Origin of the sequence: Marinobacter flavimaris (genome assembly GCF_002933295.1) — a bacterium.
Lineage (GTDB): Bacteria > Pseudomonadota > Gammaproteobacteria > Pseudomonadales > Oleiphilaceae > Marinobacter > Marinobacter flavimaris.
On sequence record NZ_PSSW01000004.1, the window covers coordinates 1 to 23,917 of the forward strand.

The 23,917-nt window shown below is 56.8% G+C and carries 30 protein-coding genes; 13 read left to right on the plus strand and 17 right to left on the minus strand.

Annotated elements, in window-relative coordinates; all coding sequences use genetic code 11:
* Positions 1 to 101: 101 nt before the first annotated feature.
* Positions 102 to 995, minus strand: coding sequence for a cation efflux transmembrane domain-containing protein (locus MDHKLMBL_RS08350; RefSeq protein WP_104270593.1), 894 nt, complete (start codon positions 993 to 995; stop codon positions 102 to 104).
* 97 nt (positions 996 to 1,092) lie between these two features.
* Between MDHKLMBL_RS08350 and cadR the strand changes: the two genes are divergently transcribed.
* Positions 1,093 to 1,494: a Cd(II)/Pb(II)-responsive transcriptional regulator gene (cadR, locus tag MDHKLMBL_RS08355; RefSeq protein WP_008173755.1), complete on the plus strand. Its 402-nt coding sequence runs from the start codon at positions 1,093 to 1,095 to the stop codon at positions 1,492 to 1,494.
* A gap of 46 nt (positions 1,495 to 1,540) precedes the next feature.
* Here cadR and MDHKLMBL_RS08360 read toward each other — a convergent pair whose 3' ends face one another.
* From MDHKLMBL_RS08360 to merR, 6 genes are all read right to left on the minus strand, one after another.
* Positions 1,541 to 2,116 carry a TlpA family protein disulfide reductase gene (locus MDHKLMBL_RS08360; RefSeq protein WP_008173754.1) on the minus strand — a complete coding sequence of 192 codons (576 nt, stop codon included), beginning with the start codon at positions 2,114 to 2,116 and terminating at the stop codon, positions 1,541 to 1,543.
* A gap of 56 nt (positions 2,117 to 2,172) precedes the next feature.
* Positions 2,173 to 2,877 (minus strand): SCO family protein, encoded by a 705-nt coding sequence (locus MDHKLMBL_RS08365; protein ID WP_008173753.1) that lies wholly within the window; start codon positions 2,875 to 2,877, stop codon positions 2,173 to 2,175.
* A gap of 42 nt (positions 2,878 to 2,919) precedes the next feature.
* A complete protein-coding gene (locus MDHKLMBL_RS08370) occupies positions 2,920 to 3,510 on the minus strand; it encodes a protein-disulfide reductase DsbD domain-containing protein (RefSeq protein ID WP_104270595.1) in 591 nt (196 codons plus the stop codon).
* Positions 3,511 to 3,526: 16 nt separating this feature from the next.
* Positions 3,527 to 4,717, minus strand: coding sequence for a protein-disulfide reductase DsbD family protein (locus MDHKLMBL_RS08375; RefSeq protein ID WP_104270596.1), 1,191 nt, complete (start codon positions 4,715 to 4,717; stop codon positions 3,527 to 3,529).
* Entirely contained in the window at positions 4,717 to 4,890 is a 174-nt protein-coding gene (locus MDHKLMBL_RS08380) for a hypothetical protein (RefSeq protein WP_008173750.1), read from the minus strand. The genes MDHKLMBL_RS08375 and MDHKLMBL_RS08380 overlap by 1 nt, the downstream gene beginning before the upstream one ends.
* Before the next feature lie 641 nt (positions 4,891 to 5,531).
* Positions 5,532 to 6,023 carry a mercury resistance transcriptional regulator MerR gene (merR, locus tag MDHKLMBL_RS08385; protein WP_053112798.1) on the minus strand — a complete coding sequence of 164 codons (492 nt, stop codon included), beginning with the start codon at positions 6,021 to 6,023 and terminating at the stop codon, positions 5,532 to 5,534.
* A 73-nt stretch (positions 6,024 to 6,096) separates the two neighbouring features.
* Between merR and merT the strand changes: the two genes are divergently transcribed.
* The 3 genes from merT (at position 6,097) to merA (ending at position 8,251) form a co-directional block, all read left to right on the plus strand.
* A complete protein-coding gene (gene merT / locus MDHKLMBL_RS08390) occupies positions 6,097 to 6,447 on the plus strand; it encodes a mercuric ion transporter MerT (protein ID WP_008173743.1) in 351 nt (116 codons plus the stop codon).
* A 14-nt stretch (positions 6,448 to 6,461) separates the two neighbouring features.
* Positions 6,462 to 6,758, plus strand: coding sequence for a mercury resistance system periplasmic binding protein MerP (gene merP, locus MDHKLMBL_RS08395; protein ID WP_008173740.1), 297 nt, complete (start codon positions 6,462 to 6,464; stop codon positions 6,756 to 6,758).
* 86 nt (positions 6,759 to 6,844) lie between these two features.
* Complete coding sequence (merA, locus tag MDHKLMBL_RS08400) at positions 6,845 to 8,251, plus strand: mercury(II) reductase (RefSeq protein WP_008173739.1); 1,407 nt, start codon at positions 6,845 to 6,847, stop codon at positions 8,249 to 8,251.
* 33 nt (positions 8,252 to 8,284) lie between these two features.
* Here the strand turns inward: merA and MDHKLMBL_RS08405 are convergent, their stop codons facing one another.
* The 4 genes from MDHKLMBL_RS08405 to MDHKLMBL_RS08420 all read right to left on the minus strand — a co-directional run bounded on the left by MDHKLMBL_RS08405 (position 8,285) and on the right by MDHKLMBL_RS08420 (position 12,189).
* Entirely contained in the window at positions 8,285 to 9,034 is a 750-nt protein-coding gene (locus tag MDHKLMBL_RS08405; protein WP_104270597.1) for a TVP38/TMEM64 family protein, read from the minus strand.
* Positions 9,012 to 9,197: a hypothetical protein gene (locus tag MDHKLMBL_RS08410; protein WP_008173735.1), complete on the minus strand. Its 186-nt coding sequence runs from the start codon at positions 9,195 to 9,197 to the stop codon at positions 9,012 to 9,014. Before MDHKLMBL_RS08410 ends, MDHKLMBL_RS08405 begins: the two co-directional genes overlap by 23 nt.
* A 33-nt stretch (positions 9,198 to 9,230) precedes the next feature.
* Positions 9,231 to 11,717 (minus strand): heavy metal translocating P-type ATPase, encoded by a 2,487-nt coding sequence (locus MDHKLMBL_RS08415; RefSeq protein WP_104270598.1) that lies wholly within the window; start codon positions 11,715 to 11,717, stop codon positions 9,231 to 9,233.
* Between the two features lie 70 nt (positions 11,718 to 11,787).
* Positions 11,788 to 12,189: a MerR family transcriptional regulator gene (locus tag MDHKLMBL_RS08420; RefSeq protein ID WP_053112800.1), complete on the minus strand. Its 402-nt coding sequence runs from the start codon at positions 12,187 to 12,189 to the stop codon at positions 11,788 to 11,790.
* A gap of 235 nt (positions 12,190 to 12,424) precedes the next feature.
* On the opposite strand from MDHKLMBL_RS08420, the gene MDHKLMBL_RS08425 reads away from it, so the two are divergent.
* Positions 12,425 to 13,798, plus strand: coding sequence for a multicopper oxidase family protein (locus tag MDHKLMBL_RS08425; RefSeq protein ID WP_075267580.1), 1,374 nt, complete (start codon positions 12,425 to 12,427; stop codon positions 13,796 to 13,798).
* Here the strand turns inward: MDHKLMBL_RS08425 and MDHKLMBL_RS08430 are convergent.
* Positions 13,795 to 14,040 carry a hypothetical protein gene (locus MDHKLMBL_RS08430; protein ID WP_053112802.1) on the minus strand — a complete coding sequence of 82 codons (246 nt, stop codon included), beginning with the start codon at positions 14,038 to 14,040 and terminating at the stop codon, positions 13,795 to 13,797. The genes MDHKLMBL_RS08425 and MDHKLMBL_RS08430 overlap by 4 nt on opposite strands.
* 270 nt (positions 14,041 to 14,310) lie before the next feature.
* Here MDHKLMBL_RS08430 and MDHKLMBL_RS08435 point away from each other — a divergent pair, with 270 nt between their 5' ends.
* From MDHKLMBL_RS08435 to MDHKLMBL_RS08465, 7 genes are all read left to right on the plus strand, one after another.
* Complete coding sequence (locus MDHKLMBL_RS08435; protein WP_008173725.1) at positions 14,311 to 14,694, plus strand: hypothetical protein; 384 nt, start codon at positions 14,311 to 14,313, stop codon at positions 14,692 to 14,694.
* A 111-nt stretch (positions 14,695 to 14,805) separates the two neighbouring features.
* The gene (locus MDHKLMBL_RS08440; protein WP_008173724.1) at positions 14,806 to 15,090 is read left to right on the plus strand and encodes a hypothetical protein; all 285 of its coding nucleotides are present in this window, start codon (positions 14,806 to 14,808) and stop codon (positions 15,088 to 15,090) included.
* A gap of 99 nt (positions 15,091 to 15,189) precedes the next feature.
* Positions 15,190 to 15,699: a DUF411 domain-containing protein gene (locus tag MDHKLMBL_RS08445; protein ID WP_008173723.1), complete on the plus strand. Its 510-nt coding sequence runs from the start codon at positions 15,190 to 15,192 to the stop codon at positions 15,697 to 15,699.
* Positions 15,700 to 15,709: 10 nt separating this feature from the next.
* Complete coding sequence (locus tag MDHKLMBL_RS08450) at positions 15,710 to 16,564, plus strand: beta propeller repeat protein (RefSeq protein ID WP_053112803.1); 855 nt, start codon at positions 15,710 to 15,712, stop codon at positions 16,562 to 16,564.
* Positions 16,557 to 16,994, plus strand: a complete 438-nt coding sequence (locus MDHKLMBL_RS08455; RefSeq protein WP_008173721.1) for a c-type cytochrome — start codon at positions 16,557 to 16,559, stop codon at positions 16,992 to 16,994. The genes MDHKLMBL_RS08450 and MDHKLMBL_RS08455 overlap by 8 nt, the downstream gene beginning before the upstream one ends.
* Before the next feature lie 69 nt (positions 16,995 to 17,063).
* Positions 17,064 to 17,540 (plus strand): hypothetical protein, encoded by a 477-nt coding sequence (locus MDHKLMBL_RS08460; protein WP_053112804.1) that lies wholly within the window; start codon positions 17,064 to 17,066, stop codon positions 17,538 to 17,540.
* A gap of 25 nt (positions 17,541 to 17,565) precedes the next feature.
* Positions 17,566 to 18,288: a cytochrome c biogenesis CcdA family protein gene (locus MDHKLMBL_RS08465; protein ID WP_104270599.1), complete on the plus strand. Its 723-nt coding sequence runs from the start codon at positions 17,566 to 17,568 to the stop codon at positions 18,286 to 18,288.
* Between the two features lie 302 nt (positions 18,289 to 18,590).
* On the opposite strand, the gene MDHKLMBL_RS08475 is transcribed toward MDHKLMBL_RS08465, so the two are convergent.
* From MDHKLMBL_RS08475 to MDHKLMBL_RS08485, 3 genes are all read right to left on the minus strand, one after another.
* Positions 18,591 to 19,307, minus strand: coding sequence for a substrate-binding periplasmic protein (locus tag MDHKLMBL_RS08475; protein WP_104270600.1), 717 nt, complete (start codon positions 19,305 to 19,307; stop codon positions 18,591 to 18,593).
* 257 nt (positions 19,308 to 19,564) lie between these two features.
* On the minus strand, positions 19,565 to 20,005 hold the full coding sequence (gene trxC / locus MDHKLMBL_RS08480; RefSeq protein ID WP_008172333.1) for a thioredoxin TrxC: 441 nt from the start codon (positions 20,003 to 20,005) through the stop codon (positions 19,565 to 19,567).
* A gap of 114 nt (positions 20,006 to 20,119) precedes the next feature.
* Positions 20,120 to 20,503 (minus strand): DUF2750 domain-containing protein, encoded by a 384-nt coding sequence (locus tag MDHKLMBL_RS08485; protein WP_008172335.1) that lies wholly within the window; start codon positions 20,501 to 20,503, stop codon positions 20,120 to 20,122.
* Positions 20,504 to 21,032: 529 nt separating this feature from the next.
* On the opposite strand from MDHKLMBL_RS08485, the gene MDHKLMBL_RS21340 reads away from it, so the two are divergent.
* On the plus strand, positions 21,033 to 21,152 hold the full coding sequence (locus MDHKLMBL_RS21340; protein ID WP_008172339.1) for a DUF2860 family protein: 120 nt from the start codon (positions 21,033 to 21,035) through the stop codon (positions 21,150 to 21,152).
* A gap of 32 nt (positions 21,153 to 21,184) precedes the next feature.
* Here the strand turns inward: MDHKLMBL_RS21340 and MDHKLMBL_RS08500 are convergent, their stop codons facing one another.
* Both MDHKLMBL_RS08500 and MDHKLMBL_RS08505 read right to left on the minus strand, forming a co-directional pair.
* The gene (locus tag MDHKLMBL_RS08500) at positions 21,185 to 22,234 is read right to left on the minus strand and encodes a mechanosensitive ion channel family protein (RefSeq protein WP_053112807.1); all 1,050 of its coding nucleotides are present in this window, start codon (positions 22,232 to 22,234) and stop codon (positions 21,185 to 21,187) included.
* Positions 22,235 to 22,310: 76 nt separating this feature from the next.
* Positions 22,311 to 23,867: a BCCT family transporter gene (locus tag MDHKLMBL_RS08505; protein WP_104270601.1), complete on the minus strand. Its 1,557-nt coding sequence runs from the start codon at positions 23,865 to 23,867 to the stop codon at positions 22,311 to 22,313.
* Positions 23,868 to 23,917: the final 50 nt, after the last annotated feature.

The window sequence follows — 23,917 nt, forward strand, 5'->3', positions numbered from 1 at the left end:
AAAAACCGGAATCGGTTGACCCATCGTGACCGCTCAGAGTACAAAACTCACTCCAGCGTGATGGCCGTGTGCAAATCGGTCACGATCCCCGGAATGACCGGTCACGTTCGCCGGAATACGCACCTGGCACCGTTGAGTACGATAATCCCCGCAATGCTGCCGATGATCAGGTCCGGGTAATTGGAGCCAGTCCACGCGACCAGGGCGCCAGCGGTAATGACCCCCAGATTGATGACCACATCGTTGGCTGAGAATATCCAGCTCGCCTTCATGTGGGCACCGCCCTCCCGATGTTTGGATATCAGCAGCAGACAGGTGGTATTGGCGATCAATGCGATGAACGCAATCCCCATCATTACCAGCGACTCAGGCTCACTGCCGAAGACAAAGCGCCTCACCACCTCTGCAAGTACGCCCACAGCCAGTATCAGTTGGAGTACGCCCGCAAGATGCGCCGCACGCACCTGCATTTTCACGCTGTGCCCAACCGCATACAGGGCGAGCCCATACACGGCCGCGTCGGCAAAATTGTCCAGGGATTCTGCAATCAAACCGGTGGAGTGCGCGATCAGGCCGGCCGTCATTTCCACCACAAACAGGACGGCATTGATACCGAGCAACCAACGCAGGGTGCCGGACTCCTGCTCGGCCGAGATAGCCGTACCCCCGAGCGCCTTGATTGACTCAGGGTCGGCAGCGGCCGTTTCCTGAAGCGAAGCTCCCAGCCCGAGGGTTGCCAGCTTCGCGGTGATAGGCTCAGCCTCGCCATCGTGCACAACCTTCAACCGCCGATCAGACAGGTCGAAGGACAGCCCGCGAATGTCTTCAAAACCGTTCAGGGCCAGTCGAATCATCCGTTCCTCCGAAGGACAATCCATCTTCGGTACGGTATACACACTGATCCAGTTGCCGGACGCTTCAGAGGCCCCCGACCCGGCATTACCCTCGGCGGGTGTTGCTTCGCAGCCACAGGCGTCTTCACAGGGTTTACTCATGATACGGCTCCACTTGAGTATTGTCGGATTATGATTTAAAACCATATAGCCACTATAAGGTCAATAAAGCAGATACCATCTGTTGAGGAGAAACCCGATGCGCATTGGTCAGTTGGCACGGTCCGTAGGGGTCGACACCCAGACCATCCGTTTCTATGAGCGAGAGGGCTTGTTACCGCCGCCGGATCGTCAGGACAACGGCTACCGTATTTACACTGAACGGCATGTTGAGCGACTGGCCTTCATCCGGCGCTGCAGAATACTCGAGCTGTCACTCGCTGAAATTCACGAGTTACAGCGTTATCAGGGCGCGCCCCATCAGCCTTGCAGGGCCATCAACACCTTGCTTGATGATCACATCGCTCAAGTACGGTCTCAGATAACCGATCTGCAGGTACTGGAGAAACAACTTGTGTCGCTGCGAGCGAGTTGTAACGATGATCGGGAAATTGAGGCCTGCGGGGTTCTCGAAGGGCTCAGCGAAGGAAGCATGCAGTAGTAGCTTGAAGCATTACGCACCTGCCTTTTCAATTGCGTAAATCCAGTCAGTCCGGAACCCCTTCAATGGTGCGGGTCATCAAATCCACCATGGCCGGGCTGTCCCATTCCGCGGCACCGACCAGACGGCCAATTTCGCGACCGTCGTGATCAATCAGCAGCGTTGTAGGAACACCTTCTATGCCCAGTGTTGAGGTCGCCAGTGTCGACGGATCAATATACTGGCGTAGATGTTGGATGCCGGTTTTCCGGTAGAATTTTTCAACAACGCTGATGCCTGAGTGGTCAACGGACAGCGCGACCACTTCAAATTGCTCGCCGCCCAGTTGAGCCTGAAGTGAGTCCAGCGTCGGCATTTCCTCACGGCAAGGCAGGCACCAGGTCGCCCAGATATTGAGCAATATCGCCTTACCCTTAAAGTCAGCCAGTGTCAGCGGCCTGCCGTCTTCGTCCTCAAAAGCCAGCTCGGGCAGAGTGCGAGGGGACTCCCAGATCAGGAACCCCTGGGGCCCCACGGACTTCGGAACTTTCCCTGCAGCCATAACTGGAGCGGCTATGGAAATAGCAAGCGCGAAAAGGACTACGGCGATTCCACGGGCGGCGGATATGCGCTGGTGACTCATTAGACATTTCTCCTGATTAAAGTGGTCGGTTTGCTGCCCGCATGGCGCCCCACGCGTTACTCGCTCTGTAGCAACGCTTCAATGCGCCCATGCAGCCGGCCCCAGAACCCATCACCGGCTGCCGCGTTGGGGCCTTTGGCAATGGCCGTCAGGTAGGTCACCAGATGCTCAGGCTTGAATTTCAATCCATGGAACCGGGCCCGCATCTGCCCTTCCGGGTCAATCACGTGGGTTACCACACCATGGACCTGTACCCCCTCGCCCGTATCCCTGAACTGAACGCCGTAGGCTTTGGCGAGCTCCGACGTCAACCCGGGCGGTTCACCTTCGCCCCGGTACAGAAAGTGCCAATTATCGGGGTTCAGGTCGAAATTGTCGCCATACGCGCGCATGTTGTCCCGGGTCCCGGCAACATCTTCCCGGTCCGTGGCAATGGTGATGAACACCACCTCTTCACTCAGCCCTTCTTCTTCAACCCCGGTTTGCAACTGCCGTATCAGGTTCATATGAAAAGGGCAGGCCTCGGTACAGCGCGTGTAGAGAAAATTGAGCACAACGGTTTTGCCGTTTAAGTCGGCAAGGGAAAGGGTATTGCCATCAACGCCTGTAAGATCAAATTCAGGGGCCGGCTGATCCACAAACTGGGCATACCGCTCTTTCTCGTTCAACGAGGCCTCAACATCCTCCATGGAATGGGCCATGGCATTGGTGCTACCCAGGGCAACCATGGCAATCAGCAATACTCTGAATACACTGTTCACAGTCATTCTCCATTTGAGTTGTTTTCCGAAGGGAGTCCCGGGTTATTGTGGCTTGGTCTCGTCCAGATTCAGCGCAACGGGCAGGTCAGCTGGTGCCAGGCAAATGCCCTCGTCACTGCAGGCCTGCACCCGCACTGTCATGTCAAGCTTGCCTGCCTCTTTCAGCGCGGCGGTCTGTTTTTCATCTGGCAGCAGCCGGATGCTTGCACCGTCGTCGTACACCTCCAGGGCGGTGTCACCCAGCACAATGTCACTGACCCGGCCGCGCGGGTAATCCGTCGGAATATCGAGCGACTGGCCGCCAGCCGAAGACTTGGCGACGGTGGGGATCAGAAACTCCATGGAGGCTGGATTCGCATTCACGTGCCAGCCCGGTTCAATGTCCAGTGTCAGAACGATTTCACCGGTCTCCCCTATCAGGGCTTTGCCGCCTTCCGCAAGCTTGAGGCGGACCTTATCGGAAGAATCTGCCAACCCCGTGCGGGCAACTGGCGCCTGGGGGTCGGAACTGGCTTGTTCAGACTGGGCTGAGCCAGGAGCCTTTCCGGAATTGGTGCCGATCAACATGAACGCCGCGATCGCGATCAGAAAAACCGCTACGCCGGTCAGCAATACTTTGGTTCGGGTTGTCATGGTTCATCTCCAGTATCTAGCGTTGTGAATTCTCGGTACGGTTGATCGCCTCGACCAGGCTGTCGGTATCAAAGAGCCCCGTGAAACGGGCGACAGCGGTGCCGTCAGCGTCAAAAATCGCCGCAAAAGGCAAAGCTTGCCCTCCCGTTGCTGTTAACAATGCGTCTTTTTCGGGATCGCTTGCTGTCACGTCCACCTGAATCGGCACCATGCCGGCTCGCTCCACGGCTTCGGCCACAGCGGGCTCTTTATACACGGTGCGCTCCAGGACTTTGCAGTTGATGCACCAGTCCGCAGTGAACTCCAGCAAATACGGTGTGCCACGGGCTTTTGTGTCCGCCAGGAGTTCTGCTGAGTAGGGTTGCCAGACAAGCTCGTCTTCGCCGCTGCCCAACGGAGATGCGAATACCACTGTCACCACCAAGGCAAGGCCTGTCGCCGTTGCAGTGATCACGCGCACGGCACCGTTCCCCTGAACGAAGCGGCGGAGACCCCAGACCAGCACCAGCGCCAGCCAGGCCCACCACAGCCAGGGGTATACCGCTTTGGGCACCAGGCTCGCGCTGAAAAAGACGGCGGCGGCCAGCAATATCAGCGCGAGCACTTCACGAATGGCTACGGTCCAGGGGCCCGCCTTGGGCAAACGACTCAGCCACTCGGGCCTGAGCATCAGTACCGCATAGGGCAACGACAGCCCCAGCCCGATACTGCCGAATATCCCCATGATGACCGGCGCCGGCTGGGTAACGGCAAAGGCCAGTACGCCCCCCAAGAAAGGGCCTGCGCAGGGCGCGGCCAGAATCGCACTCAACAGCCCGGATACATAGGCTTCAAAGTAACGCCGGCCATGCGCCGAGGCGGCGAATGTCGGGACGGGGATGGGCAGATCGAGCCAGGTAATCACCGCAAACCCGACCATTAACGCAACCAGGACGGCCACGAATAGCGTTGACTGGAACAACGTGCCCCAGTTCCACTGCAGCAGTGCGGTCAGGCCGCCCAGCGTCAGGAAAAAGGTGAGTGTTCCGGCCGTGAATGCCAACGCGGCCAGCACCCGATGGGACCTCTGGCCGCCCGCCTCCCGCAGGATGGTCCGGACCTTGATGGGGATCGCGGGCAGCACGCAGGGCGTCAGGTTCAGCAGTAGACCTGCCATAACCGCCATCATGATCTGGCCGGCAATGAGTAATGAGGGCAGCTGATCCATTACTCAGTGACTCCCAGCATCCTGCCGAGCGCTTCCTGGCTGGGCACACCAGTCTGGCCCCGCCATTGTCCGCTCGAATCCTTGTACAGCAGCCCTGGCGTCCCGCTGAAACCCGAAAGCTTATGGCAGAGCACGGTCATGCCGCGCACCAGGTATTCCAGATAGAATGACATCACAGATACGTTCCCGTTTTCATGTATTCATCAGTCGATAAAATCACCAGCAAAGCTGCCTACGTGGTGGTCTACCGCGCAAGGCCAAACGACAGGCACTCGAAGCGAAAGCCTCTGGTAATCAAAGGTTCAGGACACTGTTGAATACTTGGGAGGAAAAGGGTCTGGGCCAGAAAGTACACGGCCGGAATGAGAATAATAGCCTTTCGGGCAGGGGGAAGATAACAGCACTACCGAGTCTCTAATTGCAGATTTCCCGACATGGGACGTTGAACACGGGCTACTGCAGCTGCCCTCGGCATTGAGCCCGGCGCAGTCATGCATCACCTGGGTGTCTGGCAACATGACACAAGCCTCGGCCATGGGTTCCGCCTCAAAAGAGGTCGCGGCAACTCCCTGTGCAACGGGGAGAAGAGCCACGAGCAGTAGTACTGCCAGTCCCATAAGCCGTGTGGTCATCGCACTGATATCCTGATTACAGAACAGCTAAAACATCTTCCGCGTGGGAAGATAATCGTCCACTTTAACCTACATTGACGGAGGTGCAAACAGACACGCTCCATCACCGTATCCGCCAATGCGGCTACCAGAGTAAGATGTTGGCGGCGCACATAAGTTCCTCAGAAGCTTGGGTGTGGGGACTATCCGGGGATAAAACATCCGCTCTCCCTCGAGTCCTCAGTCGAGTGAAAATCATGTTCTTTCACGTTGATCGTTTCCCCCATTGCCCCCTCATGCAATGATGCAATCAATGGGCACGTAATATTGTCCGGATGGGCATGGCACTGCTCAACCATCTCGCCCAGTACCTTCTCGATTCTCCCCAGTTGGTCGATTTTCTCACGCACGTCCCGCAACTTGTGCTCGGCCAGAGCGCTGGCCTCCTGGCAGTGAGCGCCATCTTCAAGTTGTAGCAGGTCACTGATTTCGACAAGACTGAAGCCCAGCTGCTGAGCCGTTTTCACGAACATTAACCGCTCGATATCAGCTGGACCATAGCGCCTAATACCACCTGGAGGACGTTCCGGCTCCGGTACTAGACGTCGCCGCTGGTAATAGCGGATTGTCTCGACATGGACGTTGGCAGCCTTCGCCAGGCCACCGATGGTCAATGAATTCGCTTTATCCGGCATACCCCTTGACTCCGTAGCTGACTACGGAAGTAATCTTATCTCATCGAATGAAACCATGAAAGGTGTCGGCGTTATGTCGAATTCCAAATCGGGGCGTGTCCCCTTGGCTGCGGGAGGTATTGCGGGCCTTTTGGCTTCGGCCTGCTGCCTCGGACCGCTGGTACTTGTCGCGCTGGGTGTCTCCGGTGCCTGGATGGGCAACCTCACGGCTCTTGAACCTTACCGCCCGATTTTCATCGGCGTTGCATTGGTGGCCATGTTCTTCGCCTGGCGTCGAATCTTCCGGCCAGTGGAACAGTGTCAAACCGGTGAAGTGTGTGCCGTACCACGGGTGCGAACGGCTTATAAGGTGATCTTTTGGGCAGTAACGGCACTGATACTGGTCGCCCTGTTGTTTCCCTATGCTCTTCCTCTGTTTTATTGAAAGGAGATTGTCCCATGAAAATGCGCTTTGCCATGACGTTGCTTTTCGCCCTGCTCAGCATGCCCTCTTGGGCCGCCATGCAGACAGTGACGCTTTCGGTTCCGGGGATGACCTGTTCCGCATGCCCCATTACCATCAAGCTGGCCTTGAACAAGGTGGACGGTGTTTCACAAGTCGACGTGAGCTATCCGGATCGAGAAGCCATGATTACCTTTGACGACACACGAACATCGGTGGAAGCCTTAACCCAGGCAACGGGCGATGTCGGCTATCCCTCCACCCTGAAATCCCTGGAAACGGACAGTAAGTGAGTTGTGATAAAGGACTCCAGGCGCCCTCTGTTACACGCGACTCGGCGCCTGCCGTGACAATGCCCCAGTAATTCAAGGAACTCGGAATGAATAGTGACAAAAACCTGCATATCGCTGTGATTGGTAGCGGCGGCGCAGCCATGGCGGCTGCCCTGAAGGCCGCGGAGCGTGGCGCCCGCATCACCCTGATCGAGCGCGGCATTATTGGTGGTACCTGCGTGAATACCGGCTGCGTGCCGTCGAAAATCATGATTCGTGCCGCGCATATCGCGCATCTGCGCACGGAGAGCCCATTTGACGGGGGCGTCAGCGCCCAGATACCGAAGGTGGACCGGGCGAAACTGCTTCAGCAACAGCAGACGCGTGTCGAGGAACTGCGCGACGCCAAGTACGAAGGGATTCTGCGCGACCAGACGGCAATCACGGTCCTGAACGGTGAAGCCCGGTTTGTCGATGGCAATAACCTGGTGGTCCAGTTGAACGAGGGCGGCGAGCAGAACGTCCATTTCGATCGCGCCTTTATTGGCACTGGCGCCCGCCCCGCAGAGCCGTCGATACCGGGGCTGGCTGAGACGCCTTATCTCACCTCCACCAGTGCGCTGGCATTAATTACTGTGCCTGAACGGCTGATCGTTATCGGCGCCGGTTTTGTTGCCCTGGAATTGGCTCAGGCGTTCGCCCGGCTGGATAGCAAGGTCACCGTGTTGGCCCGCAGCCGCCTGCTATCCGGTGAAGAACCCGCCGTCGGTGAGGCCATAGAGGCGGCGTTCAGGCGCGAGGGCATCGAGGTGCTCAAGCAGACCCAGGCCAGCCGTGTGGACTATACCGACAATGAATTCGTTATCGAGACCAATGCCGGTACCTTACGAGCTGATCAACTGCTGGTGGCGACCGGCCGGATACCCAATACCGAAAACCTGAACCTGGCGGGCATCGGTGTGGAAACCTCCCGTGGCGCGATTCAGGTGGATGGGCAACTGCAAACCACGGTCCCCGGTGTCTATGCCGCCGGTGACTGCACCGATCAGCCGCAGTTTGTCTACGTCGCCGCTGCCGGGGGCAGCCGGGCTGCGGTCAACATGACGGGAGGCGAGGCCACCCTGGATCTCAGCGCCATGCCGGGGGTGATGTTTACCGACCCTCAGGTCGCCACAGTTGGCCTGACAGAGGCCGAAGCGCTCAAGCAGGGCTACAATGTGGACACCCGTCTGCTGGATCTGGAAAACGTGCCGCGAGCGCTGGTGAATTTCGACACCCATGGCTTTATTAAGATGGTGGCCGAGCGCGATTCGGGACGCTTGCTGGGGGTGCAGGCGGTAGCCGGGGAAGCCGGTGAACTGATCCAGACGGCAGTCATTGCACTTCGGTCACGGATGACCGTGCAGGACATCGGCGATGAACTGTTTCCTTATCTGACCATGGTGGAAGGCCTCAAGCTCTGCGCGCAAACCTTCACCAAAGACGTGAAACAGCTGTCCTGCTGTGCGGGATGAGTATTTGCCAAGGCGCCTTCAACCCAACCTCTATCATGCAAGTTCGGACGCTTTCTGGTGCCTTAGGCGAGCCATGAGCAGCTTGGCAACAATCGGTAACAGGGTAATGCCACTGACCAGGATCAGAAGCCCGGTCACCACCCCGGACTCAGATGCCATGAGCAAGCCACCAAACGCTGTGATCAAATACGCTGTCGGAATAACACCGGCCAGAGTTGCGACCACGAATCGCCAGAACGCGATCGGTGTCAGGCCGGCTGCATAGCTGACGGCATCGAAGGAGATAAAGGGCACCAATCGCGACGCAAAAATGACAAGCATCAACCCGCCCTGGGAGCGGTCCTTGCCCAGCCAATTCAATACCGGACGTACCCGCCTCCAGCGATGGATAACGTCGTACCCCAAGGATCGAGCAATGGCGAAAGCGATCAGTGCGCCGGCCTCAGCACCGATAACTACGATGACTGTTCCCCATAGCGATCCATAGGCCGCACCGGCAACCATGGCGATCGGGGCGCTGGGGATCGGGCTCAGGACAATGGCCGTGATCATCAGGCCAATGATACCCACCGGCCCCCAATACCCCAGTTGGTCAATCCATTCCGACAAGGCCGCCTTGTTGGTCACGGTGGTCAATGCTCCGGTCTCCAGCATGACCCAATAGATCGCAGCCAGTGCAACCAGCAAGAGCAGAACCCCGACTACTTTTGCTTTTGCGTTCGGTCTAACTCCCATGCCTGCCATGGGTACCCGATGAAATTCATGGTTCAGGGTGGTAGTCATAGTCTCCTCTGGCGTTCTTACTCGCGCGTCCAGAATCGTCCCTGTTTTTCGAAAACAGGTACTTGCCGAGGGCTGCGACGCCAAGTACCAAGGCGACGATGAGCAAAAGGGATATCAACCCCCTTCCCGCCATTCCAAACATGCATGCCTCATTCGTCATCATGTCAATCTCCTGATTCTGTGTGTGCCAGGCCTCTTACGAGACACTGGCCTGTGCGGCTCCGCTTTCGCTGATACTGCTCTCCACGGAGCTTCCGCTATCGGATTTGAACCGGCCCAGTCGGAGGGAATTGGTCACCACAAACACACTGGAAAGGCTCATGGCACCCGCAGCCAGCATGGGGTTGAGCAGATAACCGGTAAACGGGAACAGAACACCTGCGGCCACGGGGATCAGTGCCAGGTTGTATCCGTAGGCCCAGACAAAATTGCCAAGAATCGTTTTGCGGGTGCGCCGGGAGAGCGCTGCAGCATCCACGATGCCCCGGAGGTCGCCGCGCATCAGAACCACGTCGCCGGCCTCGATGGCAATGTCGGTACCGGTGCCGATGGCGATACCCACATCGGCTTGCGCCAGGGCCGGTGCGTCATTGATACCGTCACCCACAAAAGCAACCCGGGCACCTTCCTCTTGCAGGCGCTTCACTTCGGACGCTTTCTGGTCCGGCAATACCTCCGCAAGCACCCGTTCGATACCGGCTTGCCGCGCAATCGCCTCGGCGGTGGCGCGGTTGTCACCGGTGAGCATGGCCACGCTGAGCCCTGATGACTTGAGCGCAGCAATCGCTTCCACCGAGCCGTTCTTGAGCGGATCGGCCACGGCAATCAGCGCGGCGAGGCGTCCGTCGACGGCAACATACAGCGGGGATTTGGCTTTTTCAGCAAGTGACACCGCATCGTCGGCGACGCTGGCCAGGTCGATACCGAGGCGGCGCATATAACGGTCCGCGCCCACATTGATCCGGCGTCCGGCCACCTGTGCCTGGATGCCGTAGCCCGGCTCCGCCTGGAATTCACTGATCGCGGGTAACGTGAGGCCCCGATCCCTTGCGCCCTTGACGATGGCTTCCCCGATGGGATGTTCACTTTCGGTCTCCACAGCCGCAACCCAGGCCAGGACCTCATCCTCGCGGCCTTCCACCAGTATGAAATCTGTCAGCTCAGGCTGGCCCCGAGTCAGGGTGCCGGTTTTATCGAGGACGATGGTGTCCATCCGAGACAGTGTCTCCAGGGCCGCGCCTTTGCGGAACAGCACGCCCATTTCGGCGCCCTTACCGGTTCCGACCATAATGGCTGTTGGCGTAGCCAGTCCCATCGCGCAGGGACAAGCAATCAGCAGTACGCTGACCGTCGTGACGAAGGCAAAGGACAGGGCCGGCTCGGGCCCGAAGCTGAACCAGGTGATGAACGTCAGAATCGCGAGCACAATCACAATGGGAACGAAAATTCCCGCTATCTTGTCGGCCAGCGCCTGAATCGGGGGTTTATCAGCCTGGGCCGATTCCACCATTCTGATGATCTGTGCCAGAACGGTGTCCGCACCGACCCTCGTAGCCCGGAACGTCAGGGAACCGTTCTTATTAATGGTTCCACCCACCAGCTCGGCGTCTTTCTGTTTGGCCACGGGAACGGGCTCGCCGCTGATCATGGACTCGTCCACGTAGGATTGGCCTTCCTCCACCACGCCATCAACAGGAACCCGCTCTCCCGGGCGCACCTGGATACGGTCACCAGGTACCACGGCTTCGATGGGCACTTCGACGGCTTCCCCATCCCGAATGACACGGGCGGTCTTGGCCTGCAATTGCAGAAGTTTTTTGATTGCCTCCGACGTCCGGCCTTTGGCGACGTGCTCAAAGTAGCGTCCCAGCAGAATGAGCGTCACGATTACTGCCGCTGCCTCGAAATAACTCTCGGCGGTACCGGCGGGAAAGAATCCTGGAACCAGCAGTGCTGCGACGGAGTAGAAATAGGCAGCGCTGGTGCCGATCATAACCAGGCTGTTCATGCCAGGGTTGACATGGCGCAATTCAGTGTACCCGGACCGGAAAAACCTCAATCCGGCATAAAACAACACCGGCGTGGTTAGTAGCCACTCAATAGCCATCCACCCCCGATGGGGCAAAAGGCTGGAATATAGAGATTCAAGAGCGGGGATCATCTTACCCATGGCAATCAGAACTACCGGAATGGTCAACACCGCAGCGAAGATCACTTTCCGGCGGAGGTCGATGCCCTCCCTGTCCTGCTCTTCCGTTTCGCTATTGGCGTCCGGCTCCTGAGGTTCATACCCTGCGTCGCGGATAGCCTGATGAATTCGCGGCACTGACAAGGTGTCAGACAGGAACTCCACAAACGCTTTCTGGGTAGTCAGATTGACACTGGCCTTGACCATGCCGGGTTGCTTGTTCAATGCCCGCTCAACCCGGGATACGCAGGAGCCACAGGTCATTCCGATGACCGGAATTTCAGCCGACTGTACTCGTGGCTGATAACCCGCCTCCTTAATCAAGTCGATTAGCGTGGCCGGCGTGGCCGGCTGGTCAAATTTCACGGTGGCTTTTCCGGTCGCCAGATTCACCTGGGATTCCGCAACGCCGCGCTGACCCATGAGCGCCTTTTCAATCCGTCCGACGCACGAAGCGCAAGACATTCCATCAACACGAATTTCTATTCGTTGCATACCCGTTTAGCTCCTCGGCACAGATAACTGTGTGCCTCTAAATCAATGCATCCGCAGGCGATTGCCAGCTTCACCCTTGCTGGGCTATAGCTTCAACAATCGGGCAGCCATCCATCGGCCCCTCACCGGAGCATTCCTTCAGTGTTTCAGACAGGACGGCCTCGATGCGGGACAGACTCTGAATCTGATGCCGGATTTTTTCCAGTTGCTTCTTTGCAATTTGCCTGGCCTCGGCACGGTCGCCATTGGCGTCCTGAAGCATCAGGAGTTCACGAATCTCATCAAGAGTGAAACCCCACTGCTTGGCGTGGATGATGAACTGCAGCCTGGCGATCGCATCCTCGGGGTAACGACGATAATTCGATTGGGTTCGGGCAGGCTCGGGCATGAGATTTTCCCGCTCGTAAAAGCGAATGGCATGGCTGGCCACGCCGCTTTTATCAGAGAGTTCGCCAATATTGAACGTTTTCATTCTTGCACCTCAAAACAAGTGATCAATGACTGATGCCAACCATAACCTTAAAGTGAACTTTAAGGTCAAGGCATTTTTTCATGCTTTGTCAGACCGGTGGCGGTACACCAAACTGACCCAAGGTCCCCCGTTTTGAGTCAAGTGGGGCGAAAAGACGGAGACACTGTAATGAAGGGTTTTGAAAGGCTGGTTACGCTGATGTTAGGACTTTTCCCGTCCCTTTTCGCATTCGCTGATGGGCCCGGGCGCCCCCAGTGAAGTGTGGCGCTACAGGGCGGAATTGCTGAAAGGTCCAAAAAACACAGTCTCCGAAAATCCGGACAGTTACCTCGGCCCAACGATCCGGCTACGCCGCGGCCAAACCGTCAAAATCCATATTCACAATGAGCTGCCAGAGGACACCACCGTCCACTGGCACGGACTTCACGTGCCGTCCGACGTAGACGGACAGCCAAGACTACCGATCCGCCCAGGCGAGACAATGACTGTTGGCTTCGAGGTATTGGACCGGGCCGGACTGTTCTGGTACCACTCTCATGCCCACGGCAAGCAAGGTGGTCGCGTAGGATTTCAAAGTTACGCAGGGTTGGCCGGACTCCTGATCGTTGAAGACGAGGAAGAAGCGGACCTCAAATTGCCGTCGGGCGATAACGAGCTGCTGCTGGTGCTTCAGGACCGCACTTTTGCTGGTAACAATGAACTGGTTTACTTGGGCCGTGGCATGGGGTCCATGATGGACCGTATGCACGGTTTTCTGGGGGACAGAGTGCTGGCTAACGGGGCGCCTCCAACCACCCGCAAGGTTGCCACCCGCCCATACAGAATTCGAGTCCTTGATGGCTCTAACGCCCGCATCTACAAACTGGCCTGGAGCGACGGGCGACCTGTCACCGTTATCGGTGCAGACGGCGGCCTTCTTCAGGAACCGGAAGACAGGCCTTACGCCGTGCTGGCTCCGGCTCAGCGGCTTGATATATGGGGCGATCTTTCCGAGTTCCAGCCGGGTGATACGCTGGAGCTTATCAGTGACCGTTTCCGGGCAGGCATGATGAGCGGAGGTATGATGGACGGAATGGGCATGATGGGCAGCAACGCCCTGCCCCTTGGCAGCCGATTCCCCTTGGCCAGGCTGGAGGTGTCCAAGTCATTAAAGGCCAGCGAACCTTTACCGGCACAGCTAGGTGTGCAGCGGCAAAAAATACCGGTAAACAGCAATACGCGAATCCGGTCGTTCGAGTTAAGCCCGGTTATGATGCGGGGATTTGCCATGAATGGCCGGCGGTTTGACGGAACGAATGTTGCTGATGACGAAAAAGTCCGCCTTGGTGACACGGAAATCTGGGAATTCCACAACAGCACACCGATGCCTCACCCGATGCATATTCATGGCTTGCAATTCAACGTTGTAGGGCGACGAGGCGGCAACTCGGACAGTCTACAGCAGGGCCTGGTAGACAGTGGCTGGCACGACACGGTTCTGGTTATGCCTCGTGAAACGGTTCAGGTGGCGATGAAATTCGAGCGCTTTGACGGCCTTTACATCTACCACTGTCATAACATGGAACATGAGGATGCAGGGATGATGCGCTATTTTCAGGTGCAAAGCTAAGCGCTACCAGTCTCCTTGGTCTGCTCAACCGTTGTCACCGAGCCCGATTTGTCCTTGCACTTCATCATGCACAACCCAAGACCACACATGATCAGGCAGGGCAGGAGGCTGATCAGTATGGGAGCGAGCCCGAATATCACCAGCTGTTCCCAGCCAAAGGTGAGTCCCGCGATGACCCCGAAGGCGCCAAACAACCACCAACGCCGTGGCCCTGTCAGCAAACCCACCGGTCCTCCTCTCATTATCGTCTCTCATTTTTACCGTGGTTGTTGGTTGCTCATTTCCACCGCTTATGCGGTAAACAGTTGCAGTTGAGCATTTTTGAGAAAATAACGTTGAAGCACGGTTTAAGGTCAAGACTTTTGTCAGAATGGTCAAAGTGAATTCACCTTGAGCCTTTGGATATCGATGGCGTTGTGTCATTGAAATAAAAACTGCTAGGATTTGGTGAACTGAAAGTCGAGCTGTGTGTCACAGCGTTGAACCTTTACAGCTTGGTGCTTGGAATCAGGATGACCGCAACAACCCGCCAATTTATTTCCGCGCTGCTATCACTGCTTCTGGTGATAAGCGGACCGGCATTGGCTATGTCCAAAATAGCGGACAGCGACGCGGACACTGCGATGCCGGATTGTGGTTCCATGATGATGGCTCAGGCTGAGAGCGCCGGCTCCTCAACAGACACTGAAGCGGATTGTGCCTCAGCCCCTGACATGGCCTGCCCGAGCGCCAGTGGGCTGATCAAATGCGGGGTCAGCGTCAGCGTTGCCCTGTTACCGGGGGATTCCATCGGTTTTACCGATACGGGCTCCCACCCGGTATTGACCGCACGATCAACCTTCTACCAGGATCCGTTCCTGGCTTCTATTACGCCCCCTCCAGAACACCACTCCTGAGTTTTAACCCGGATTTTTGCCTCTAGGAGGCAAGCTCTTTAACGTTAATTCTTACAACAAAGTCTCGTACTTCCGTCCATCCGTAACGAGACTTTAACTGGAGTAAATCAAATGCGTAATTCAAAAATCAACCTCACCGTAACCGCCGCCGTTCTGGCAGGCAGTGTTGCCCTCTTCTCTGCCGTTGCCCACGGCGAAGGAGCCGGCATGATGGCCGGACATTCCGAGCAAAATGGCATGATGTCCTCGCAAGGCATGGAGGGTATGGGCGGCATGATGGGGATGATGTCCGATATGTCCCCAGAAGACCGCAAAGCCATGACCGAAGCGTGCATGAAGATGATGCAGGCTCATGGTGGCGATGGCATGAAAGACAAAGACACCGGCACCAAATAACCATTTGGACACCCTCATGAACTGAAACTATGGGCCGGGGACGCATGTGCATCCCCGCGCCCTGCACTACATGTAAGCGATTCCAACCGAGGATTTTCCATGAAGACCATGAAACTCGCCCTTTATACGGGTATAGCCGCTGTCGTTATCGGCGCTGGCACCACCTTGGCCATCCAGACCAACGAATCTGACCAGTCATCGGTTGCGCAAGCCGAGAGTGGAAAGACAGGTCAGGCCATCACCATTTACAAAAGCCCCAATTGCGGTTGCTGCCAGGACTGGGCCGAGCACCTCGCGGCCAATGGCTTTGAGACCCGCATCGTTGAAACCAACAACCTTAATGAAATCAAGCAAAAGTACGACGTACCCCGAGATATGGCGTCCTGCCACACTGCGCTGATCGGAAACCTGGTGATTGAGGGCCATGTGCCGGCCAATGACATCGTCGCCTACCTTGAGGACCCGCAGTTCAATACGATTGGGCTATCAGTGCCGGGCATGCCCCATGGCACCCCCGGCATGGAAACCGGCCGGAAGGACGATTATCAGGTCATCGCTTTTAACGCCAATGGCAAGCAGGGTGTTTTCCGTGAACACAAGGATTACTGAGGTCAGCCCCATGAAAGCGAAGGTTTACCGCCTGAATTCTGGCGTTTCCAGGCTTTTCCTGTTCGCGTTGATTGCCGTCATGCCGGGTCTGGTTCAAGCCCAGTCTGCGACTGATGGCCAAGCAGTGAAGGCGCTGACGACTGACGCCTCCGGCGCCCTACTGGTGCTTCGGAATAGCGGCCTGCTTGCCGTGGAAGGCCAGAGCACTACCGAGATCCCGCTGCCACCGTCCGATTCCGGCGCTCCCCCTCGGTCCATGGCAAAGGGCGCGGACGAAAGTCTGTACCTGGCAGGGCCTGGCCTTGGTATCTGGCGCTATGACAACGCCAGCAAGCGCTGGCAATCCCTCAATGACACCCTGCCGGATCTCGGAATCACGGCGATTGCCGCCCACGCCACCCAAGCCGAAACGCTTTACGTCTATCTCGGTGAAAGTGGCATGTTCCGATCCAGGGACGGCGGTGCCGAATGGGTGAAGGTAGACAGTGGCCCCCGGGAGCCGGTGCAGGCATTCCTGCACTCGGATATGCCGGGCAGTATGGAAAGTGGCTGGCTGTTCGCTGGCACCACCCGCGGCGTTGCCCGCTCCATGGACTGTTTCTGCTTCTGGGGCGATGCCGGCGAATTACGAGGGACTGTGACTGCTATTGATTACGATCCTTCTGCCCCGGAGAACGTCTACGCCGTGATCGAGGGGCAACTTCACCACAGTTCGGACGGTGGCGAAAGCTGGGCTGGCCTTAAGATACCCGAGCCAGTCACCGCTCTGACATTCTCACTCAAGGAAGGACTCGTGGTGGGCACAGAGGATGGAGATCTGCTTTCGCAGAACGCCTCTGGCGAATGGGTACCTGTTCATGAATAAGTGGTCTTTCCCGCTGGTCTTGCTCGTTGCCCCGGCCCTTGTGGTGGCGGGGGGCGCGCCACCAAACAGTGACAGTGGGCCGACCGAGGTGGCCGAGGGTCGCCAGATTTACGAGCAATACTGCGCCGCCTGCCACGGATGGCAGGGCGAGGGTGCTGCCGACTGGACCAAACCGGATGAGAAAGGCGAAATGCCCCCGCCACCGCACGATGAGACAGGCCACACCTGGCGCCACAGCGATGCCATGTTGTTCAGGATGATTGCCGAGGGCTGGCGACATCCCTTCAATAAAACGGATAGGCTGACGATGCCGGCGTTCAAGGACATCCTCACCGACCAGGAAATTCAGTTGGTGATCGAGTACCTGAAAACGCTATGGACGGAAGACCAGCGCCGTTATCAACGGAGCGAAAGTCAGGACGTTAATTAGGCTGAGGGTCCTTCCTGATTTCTCACGGACACCAGACAACACTCACGCTAGATCTCGGGTAACTCGAAAATGTCGTTGAATCAGCACTTCAAGAAATGGTCATGGTTATTCGGTATCGCCGGTTTCAGTCTGATGGTCGCTGCAATTTTCGTGCTGCCGCAGTACCTGAAGCCAGATCTGGATGCCGGTGTCACTTTTTACGCCACCGAGGGATGCGCACCTTTCAAGGGTCAGTGTATCGGGCGAAAGGACAATCAAGCCATCACAGTCGGTTTAGGTAATGAAGCCATCGAATCTATGACAGAAATTCCCATTCGTGTGCATCTCGCTAACATGACAGCAGACTCCCTAATCGTCGATTTTGAAGGGCTTGAAATGTACATGGGCGTGGTCCGCACCCAGCTGGTACCGAATGCCCAGGGCGTCTACCAGGGAACCTTTACCCTGCCGGAGTGCGGTACAGGCAAAATGCTATGGCGCGCGCGGGCCATTATCGACAAGGGCACTTCCAAGAAAGGCATCAAATTTGATTTCTGGGCGGCTTGATGCACTCGCAGCAATAGGAGGCTAGATGCCGGATCTTGCAACCTGGGGAATTGCCGCCGCGTTTGCCGGTGGTCTCATATCGTTTTTTTCACCCTGCACGCTACCTCTGGTTCCCGGCTACCTGTCGGTTGTTACTGGAGGTGCTCTGACTGAGGCTTCGAATCGGTTGAAGGCCCTTTGGCTGAGCCTGTGTTTTGTGATGGGGTTCAGTCTGATCTTTGTTGCCTTGGGAGCAAGCGCAAGTGCTTTAGGGCAATGGTTGATGGCCTATCGTGAAGAGGCCAACCTGGTGGCCGGCGTGCTCATCGTTCTAATGGGTCTGTTTATGCTGGGCTGGTGGAGCATGCCGGCGTTGCAGCGCGAATGGCGCATTGGACAGTCACTTGAAGGCGGACGTCCCACTGCCGCCTTTCTTCTGGGGATAGCATTTGCCATCGGCTGGACACCCTGTATAGGTCCCATACTCGGGGCTATATTGGCGCTCAGCTCCACCCATGCCAATGCCGAGGCAGGTATGTTGTATCTTGCTGCCTATTCGTTAGGGCTGGCTCTTCCCTTCCTGGGAACTGCCCTATTCATTGAGCACTTTCGCCGACGAGTGCGCTGGTTCAGTCGCTGGAGTCGACTGCTGAGAGTGTTTGCAGGCCTGGTACTCGTTGTCATGGGCGTGTTGGTGCTCACCGGTCAGATGACTCTATTCGCGTCATGGATGTTGTCGACGTTTCCAGTTCTTGGAAGGCTTGGCTGAGCTTCCTACAACCAAACTAACGAGAACGGTTCACGGATTCATACTCAAATACTGCGTATGAACAGCTTTCATGAACAAATGGGGCTGCCTTTTCGTTAATGGTTTTGCATTGCCGAACCATTGAAGCGGTTCATCGTTCTTCAAGACTGGATCAAAAACCGGCTCGCAGTGGAGAGTCGCGAATGTCCGCTTTTGTTTAGTAGTGCCCTGGATGCGGCTAGATTGCAAAGCGGACATTCTGGTACGACGCCTGGAAAGCCGCTCGCATGCCTGGCGTATCGACAAACCGACCATCAATCTCTTCAACGGTCCGGCCATGGCAGTCTGGGTAGCATGGCCTCCACGTCAATCGTGTAGGTAGAGAAAAAAGCTTCCGCCGCTTCAATTAAAGCTGTCTCGTTTTCAAGTATCCCAAGATAGACCGGCCACTCGGCGTCTATCAGTTCCGTGCTATAAGGTTCCGGATCTACGTCCCCCAGCTCTGCAAGAAACCGGAACTCCGTTTCGTTCATGACGATGTAATCGCACCGTTTGCGCAAAAACATTTGCAGCATCTGCTGGGCATTGTAGCCGTCATGGCGCACCAGATGGCTCCCGATCCGCCCCTCAAGCCCATCACTGTAGACAAACCATCTGCGAAGACAGATACCTCCCTTGAGGTCATCGAAGGAGTCCGGGCGCCGGCCAGGTTGCGCGAACACGCGGTCACGCCAGGTTAACAACGGCCCTACGGCGTGCATTTGGTCCGGCAAAGGCATCCATAGCGGGTTGGCGAAAACCGCGTTGGCCAGTCCTCGTTCCAGAGCCCAGGCCTGGCGTTTACGCGCCATCGGGACGAAATCGGCTGCGATACCGGTCTGTTTGGTGAATTCATTGATCACCTCGACCAGAATGCCCTCGCTGAGATCATTGCCGTAATAAAACGGGAGAAAGCTCTCGTCCGAACCCATAATCTTGAGCGTTTGGGACGAAACTGGAAGGAACCAGAATGCCATGATGATAAACAGGACTGCTCTCATTCGGTCCTCGTTGGAGTGATCAACCGGGTAAGGCCGTCGCTTGCCCGACTCTGCCTTTCGAGTTACAGACAGTTTGGCTCGAATTCTGGCTACATACCATAAGAAAGTCGATGTCGCTGCAAAGTCAGCTTTACCCACAAAAACTGTGGATAACTTTGTGGGAACAGCTCGGATAGGTGTCTTCAGCCCTGCAATGGCAGGGCCTCAGCCATTGTGGCGTTTTAATGACCGGCCAGCGAATAAACAGCCTTATCAGGCTAGCGAATACCCTTCGACTGCAGCCATTGGCTGATCTGCGCCTGATTCATGGCGCCGCTCTGGCGGGCCACTTCCCGGCCATTCTGGAACAGGATCATGGTAGGGATGCTGCGAATGCCAAACTGGCTGGCCGGGCCTTGGGCCTGTTCCGTATTTAGCTTGGCAAAACGTACCTTGCCCCGCCAGTCTCTCGCGGCCTGTTCGAACTGAGGCGCCATCATTTTGCAGGGGCCACACCAGCTCGCCCAGAAGTCCACCAGCACCGGCAGATCACTGCGCCCGGTATGATTAGCAAAGCTCTGGTCTGTAAGTTCCAGAACCTGATCCGGCCACAACGGCTGTTTGCAGGCGCCGCAATTGCCGCCAGATGACAATTTATCCGCAGGCACGCGATTTACCTTGTGGCAGTGGGGACAGACCAGGTGTCGGATATCAGTCATGATTGATTGCCCTCAGATTGTGTACTGAGATAAATGATCAGGGCAGACCAGACGAAATCAAGCAGCGCTTCATATTACTCGTCTCGCCAAAGCGGCCAGGCGATGAAAACTGTACTAGAAATCAGACATTACGTCCTGAAGATCCTGCTTGAGCTCTGCCGGTTCGGTGATCCATACCGTTTTATCAGGGCCGGGAAATACACCCACATCGAGGCCATCCTTCGTTAAACCGGGGACCCATTTCCGGAAGAAGTCCGGCAGTGAAATACTGCGGGGCGTCAGCTCATCGCCGCCGTTGGCGTACTCGGCGGCAAACGCCGAAGCCGGCCACACGGGCAGGTATTCCACATCGCCATCGTCCGAGGCGATCTTGAGGAATTGGCTCTGGCCGTTAACCAGGATCCAGATTTCCCGTTCCTCGGCCACTTGGCTCAGGAAGTAGTCGTACCGCTCTTCACCATCCATTTCCATTACTTGATTGAGGTCTTCACTGCTCATGTCAGGTACGCCACTCCAGTCGTTTGCTTTTCGGTATTCGGCGGAGCCTAACACGTATTTGGCGGAGACTGGCGGCCGCTTATCCAAAACATTATCAGCAACGCTGCAAGGGCCAGGTTGCCTAAGAGCATAAAGGGATACATTTCCGGGGAGATTCGCAACCATTCACCAGTAAAGTTCATCTTGGCGTGGAAAATCAGCACCGCTAGAACCATGCTGAACCGCAAGACACTATTCACGCGTAAAAGGAGCATCACTGAGGTCAGACCTCGAAACGGCGTCTAATTCAGAATAATCGGAGCATCCGAATGAAAAAGTACCTCGCCCTCCCGATCCTGTGCATCGCGTTGCCTGTATTCGCGCAACCGGCGCCTCCGCAAAAGGGATTCAGTGGTGAAGTCTCGCTAAATGCGGGGATCATCTCTTCAACGTCCAACTTTAACGTCGATGGCAGCGCCAGCACGTTGTTCAATAAAAGCGTTCTGATGATGAGCTCAGCCTGCTTGCAGCTTACGAGTACCCGCAATTCATGGGCTGGAAGGACTGGTCGTTTATTTCTTTTGCCGGCTTTGGCGACACCCAATCCAACCTGACCTTCTACGATGAATCCTCGTACCTGTTTGCGGTGGGGCTAAATTATAAGTTCTGATCTCGCCTGGCCTTCAAGCGCTCAACCAAGGCTCAGTTTTCAACCACTCGGGCTCGAAGCCTAGGTAGCTGAGCCGGGTAGTGTTCCTGAATGAAGGTTACCATGCCCTCCCGGACCGCACATCTCAGGTCCCAGTTCTTGCTGGAGTTGGCGGCGCTCATCAAAAAACGCACCTGAATGGCCTGATCACTGGAATCGGTCACCTGCACCGAGGAAAATTCGCCATCCCAGAGCCCCGATTCATTGAGCAAACGAGTGAATTCCTGCCGGAGCGGTTCAACCGGCATGGTGTAGTCGACCCAGATAAAAACTGTTCCCAGCAACTCTGCGGTATTCCTGGACCAGTTCTGGAACGGGTTCTCGATAAACCATTGCAGTGGCACTACAAGGCGACGCAGATCCCAGACCCGCAAAACCACATAGGTGGCTGTCACTTCCTCTACCCAGCACCACTCGCCCTGCACATACAGCACGTCGTCTATACGGAAAGGTTGGGTCAGAGCGATCTGCATACCGGCCAGCAGGTTGCTCAACACAGGACGGGCCGCGAACCCGAGAATAAGGCCGCCGACACCCGCGGAGGCAAGAAGGCTGGCGCCCATGTGCTGAACCGATTCAAAGGTCATCAGGGCAGCGCCCAGGCCGATGATCACGATGAGAATATTAAGTGCGCGGACCAGGAATCGGGTCTGGGTCTCGACCTTGCGCGCCCGCTTCCAATGCCCTTCCAGCACTGGATTGAGCGCGACAATGACCTCGCCAATGGCCGATGTCAGTCGAACGGCCGCCCAGGTGATGGCAAGGATGAGTAGAAGGGTGGTGATTTGCTGAATCGCCGCCATCAACGGGAGATCCGGTGGTGCGGCCGCCAGCGAACCTGCAAGGGTGAGCAGACAGAAAACAACACCGAGCGCCCGGGCAGCCGCATCGAGGAACAGGCGAATGACCGTCCTGGACCCTGAAAAATGCCGAAAGACTGCCAGAGCCAGTCGGTACACGACATAGGTCGCAGCAACTGCGAGAATCGCCGTAAAACCCGGCCACAACCATGCCTTGAAACCGGCTTCAAACGATTCCAGCATCTGCCCTCCCCGAGCTTTCAATCAGAAAAGTGGGCAGGCGAACACATCCCTGTATTCCGCTCAGCCCCGTAAAAGCCTAGACCAGCCCTTGCTCCCGTGCCATCGCCATGGCAGCTTTCGGTCCGGTCCAGAGCGAGGGGAGGATAATCAGTGAAACCGGAATGGCTGTCAGCACAATGAACTGCTGGAGCACACCAATCTGGCCGGCGCCCATGTACAGAAGAATGGCCGCCATCAATGCCATGGCACCACCCCAGAACACACGGATCCATGGGTTCGGTTCGTCATGGCCAGCCCCGACCATGGCAATGGAATAGCTCATGGAGTCGCCGGTGGTGGCCACGAAAATGGTTGTCAGCAACAGAATCGCAGCCGCCATCCAGGTGCCGCCGGGCAGGGCCTGCGCCACGGTCAGTGTGGCAATATCAAAGCGGAAGTTGTTCAGTGCTTCGGTCAGATCGAAGGTACCGGCAAGCTGGTGATAGATGCCGGAGCCTCCCAGCAGGGTGAACCAGATGGTGGTCGCGATGGGGGCCAGAACGGCCACCGCCAGAACCATTTCACGAACGGTCCGGCCCCGGGAAATTCTGGCAACGAACACGGCCATCAACGGCGTATAACCAATGAACCAGGCAAAGAAAAACACCGTCCACCATTTCATCCACCAGGCCGGAGCCGTTTCCGCGGTCATAGTGGCCATGGCAAAGAACGAGGTGACGTATTCACCCATCGATTGGGTGTAGGTATTGGCCAGGAACAGCGTGGGGCCGAAGACAAAGATTACCCCGGCAATGACCAGTGCCAATATCACGTTGAAACGGCTCAGCAACTGAATGCCCTTGTGCAGACCGGTCATGGCAGAGGTCATGTAAACGCCAGCCAGCACCACCAGCACGGTCAACTGGGTGCCATATCCGTCAGAGACTCCGAACAGCTCATGCAACCCAAAGCTCATCTGGGTGGCGAGAAAACCGATGGGCCCGACGGTGCCGGCCACCACGGCAATCACACAGAAGGCATCGATGACACCGCCGACGCGCCCCTGGATGACTTTCTCCCCGAATACCGGGTACAGCAGCGTTCTTGGTTGCAAAGGTTTGCCCTGGCCGTAGTGGGCCCGGGTCAGGACCAGAGCTGTCAGGGAGCCGAGCACGGCCCAGGCCAGGAATCCCCAGTGCGTGAACGACTGGGCCATGGCGGGGGCGACCGCTGCGGCGGAGCCAGCTTCGGTATTAAAAGCCGGAGGCGTAACAACAAAGTGGTAAACCGGTTCACCAGCGGCAAAAAACACCCCGCCACCGGCCAACAAGGTACACATGATCATCGACAGCCACCGGAAACGGCCAATTTCAGGTCGATCCAGTCCGCCGATTCGGGCGGCGCCGGCCCGGCTCAGGGCTGTTCCAGTGGCGATAAAGAACGTGAGTAGCAGCAGTAACTGGAAAAAGGAGCCCAGATAGGTGGCGGTCCACGCAAACCCGCTTCCGATCAGGTCGGCCACATAGCTACTGTCGAATATTGAGGCCCCTACGAACAGAAGTATGAAGCCGATAGTTAGCACCAGAACAACGGGATCGCTGTCTGTCAGTGGCCCACTTCTGGCTTGCGGGGGAGATTCGGATTGCACGGTCATAAGGTCTGCCTCTGGAAGAAAAAGCCGCGCAGGCTACAGGAAGTGAGCGG

Excerpts from the sequence above, each read along its gene's own strand:
- MDHKLMBL_RS08350 (WP_104270593.1), bottom strand. The coding sequence starts at position 995 with ATGAGTAAACCCTGTGAAGACGCCTGTGGCTGCGAAGCAACACCCGCC.
- cadR (WP_008173755.1), top strand. The coding sequence starts at position 1,093 with ATGCGCATTGGTCAGTTGGCACGGTCCGTAGGGGTCGACACCCAGACC.
- MDHKLMBL_RS08360 (WP_008173754.1), bottom strand. The coding sequence starts at position 2,116 with ATGAGTCACCAGCGCATATCCGCCGCCCGTGGAATCGCCGTAGTCCTT.
- MDHKLMBL_RS08370 (WP_104270595.1), bottom strand. The coding sequence starts at position 3,510 with ATGACAACCCGAACCAAAGTATTGCTGACCGGCGTAGCGGTTTTTCTG.
- MDHKLMBL_RS08375 (WP_104270596.1), bottom strand. The coding sequence starts at position 4,717 with ATGGATCAGCTGCCCTCATTACTCATTGCCGGCCAGATCATGATGGCG.
- MDHKLMBL_RS08380 (WP_008173750.1), bottom strand. The coding sequence starts at position 4,890 with ATGTCATTCTATCTGGAATACCTGGTGCGCGGCATGACCGTGCTCTGC.
- merR (WP_053112798.1), bottom strand. The coding sequence starts at position 6,023 with ATGCCGGATAAAGCGAATTCATTGACCATCGGTGGCCTGGCGAAGGCT.
- merT (WP_008173743.1), top strand. The coding sequence starts at position 6,097 with ATGTCGAATTCCAAATCGGGGCGTGTCCCCTTGGCTGCGGGAGGTATT.
- merP (WP_008173740.1), top strand. The coding sequence starts at position 6,462 with ATGAAAATGCGCTTTGCCATGACGTTGCTTTTCGCCCTGCTCAGCATG.
- merA (WP_008173739.1), top strand. The coding sequence starts at position 6,845 with ATGAATAGTGACAAAAACCTGCATATCGCTGTGATTGGTAGCGGCGGC.
- MDHKLMBL_RS08405 (WP_104270597.1), bottom strand. The coding sequence starts at position 9,034 with ATGACTACCACCCTGAACCATGAATTTCATCGGGTACCCATGGCAGGC.
- MDHKLMBL_RS08410 (WP_008173735.1), bottom strand. The coding sequence starts at position 9,197 with ATGATGACGAATGAGGCATGCATGTTTGGAATGGCGGGAAGGGGGTTG.
- MDHKLMBL_RS08415 (WP_104270598.1), bottom strand. The coding sequence starts at position 11,717 with ATGCAACGAATAGAAATTCGTGTTGATGGAATGTCTTGCGCTTCGTGC.
- MDHKLMBL_RS08420 (WP_053112800.1), bottom strand. The coding sequence starts at position 12,189 with ATGAAAACGTTCAATATTGGCGAACTCTCTGATAAAAGCGGCGTGGCC.
- MDHKLMBL_RS08425 (WP_075267580.1), top strand. The coding sequence starts at position 12,425 with ATGGGCCCGGGCGCCCCCAGTGAAGTGTGGCGCTACAGGGCGGAATTG.
- MDHKLMBL_RS08430 (WP_053112802.1), bottom strand. The coding sequence starts at position 14,040 with ATGAGAGGAGGACCGGTGGGTTTGCTGACAGGGCCACGGCGTTGGTGG.
- MDHKLMBL_RS08435 (WP_008173725.1), top strand. The coding sequence starts at position 14,311 with ATGACCGCAACAACCCGCCAATTTATTTCCGCGCTGCTATCACTGCTT.
- MDHKLMBL_RS08440 (WP_008173724.1), top strand. The coding sequence starts at position 14,806 with ATGCGTAATTCAAAAATCAACCTCACCGTAACCGCCGCCGTTCTGGCA.
- MDHKLMBL_RS08445 (WP_008173723.1), top strand. The coding sequence starts at position 15,190 with ATGAAGACCATGAAACTCGCCCTTTATACGGGTATAGCCGCTGTCGTT.
- MDHKLMBL_RS08450 (WP_053112803.1), top strand. The coding sequence starts at position 15,710 with ATGAAAGCGAAGGTTTACCGCCTGAATTCTGGCGTTTCCAGGCTTTTC.
- MDHKLMBL_RS08455 (WP_008173721.1), top strand. The coding sequence starts at position 16,557 with ATGAATAAGTGGTCTTTCCCGCTGGTCTTGCTCGTTGCCCCGGCCCTT.
- MDHKLMBL_RS08460 (WP_053112804.1), top strand. The coding sequence starts at position 17,064 with ATGTCGTTGAATCAGCACTTCAAGAAATGGTCATGGTTATTCGGTATC.
- MDHKLMBL_RS08465 (WP_104270599.1), top strand. The coding sequence starts at position 17,566 with ATGCCGGATCTTGCAACCTGGGGAATTGCCGCCGCGTTTGCCGGTGGT.
- MDHKLMBL_RS08475 (WP_104270600.1), bottom strand. The coding sequence starts at position 19,307 with ATGAGAGCAGTCCTGTTTATCATCATGGCATTCTGGTTCCTTCCAGTT.
- trxC (WP_008172333.1), bottom strand. The coding sequence starts at position 20,005 with ATGACTGATATCCGACACCTGGTCTGTCCCCACTGCCACAAGGTAAAT.
- MDHKLMBL_RS08485 (WP_008172335.1), bottom strand. The coding sequence starts at position 20,503 with ATGAGCAGTGAAGACCTCAATCAAGTAATGGAAATGGATGGTGAAGAG.
- MDHKLMBL_RS21340 (WP_008172339.1), top strand. The coding sequence starts at position 21,033 with ATGGGCTGGAAGGACTGGTCGTTTATTTCTTTTGCCGGCTTTGGCGAC.
- MDHKLMBL_RS08500 (WP_053112807.1), bottom strand. The coding sequence starts at position 22,234 with ATGCTGGAATCGTTTGAAGCCGGTTTCAAGGCATGGTTGTGGCCGGGT.
- MDHKLMBL_RS08505 (WP_104270601.1), bottom strand. The coding sequence starts at position 23,867 with ATGACCGTGCAATCCGAATCTCCCCCGCAAGCCAGAAGTGGGCCACTG.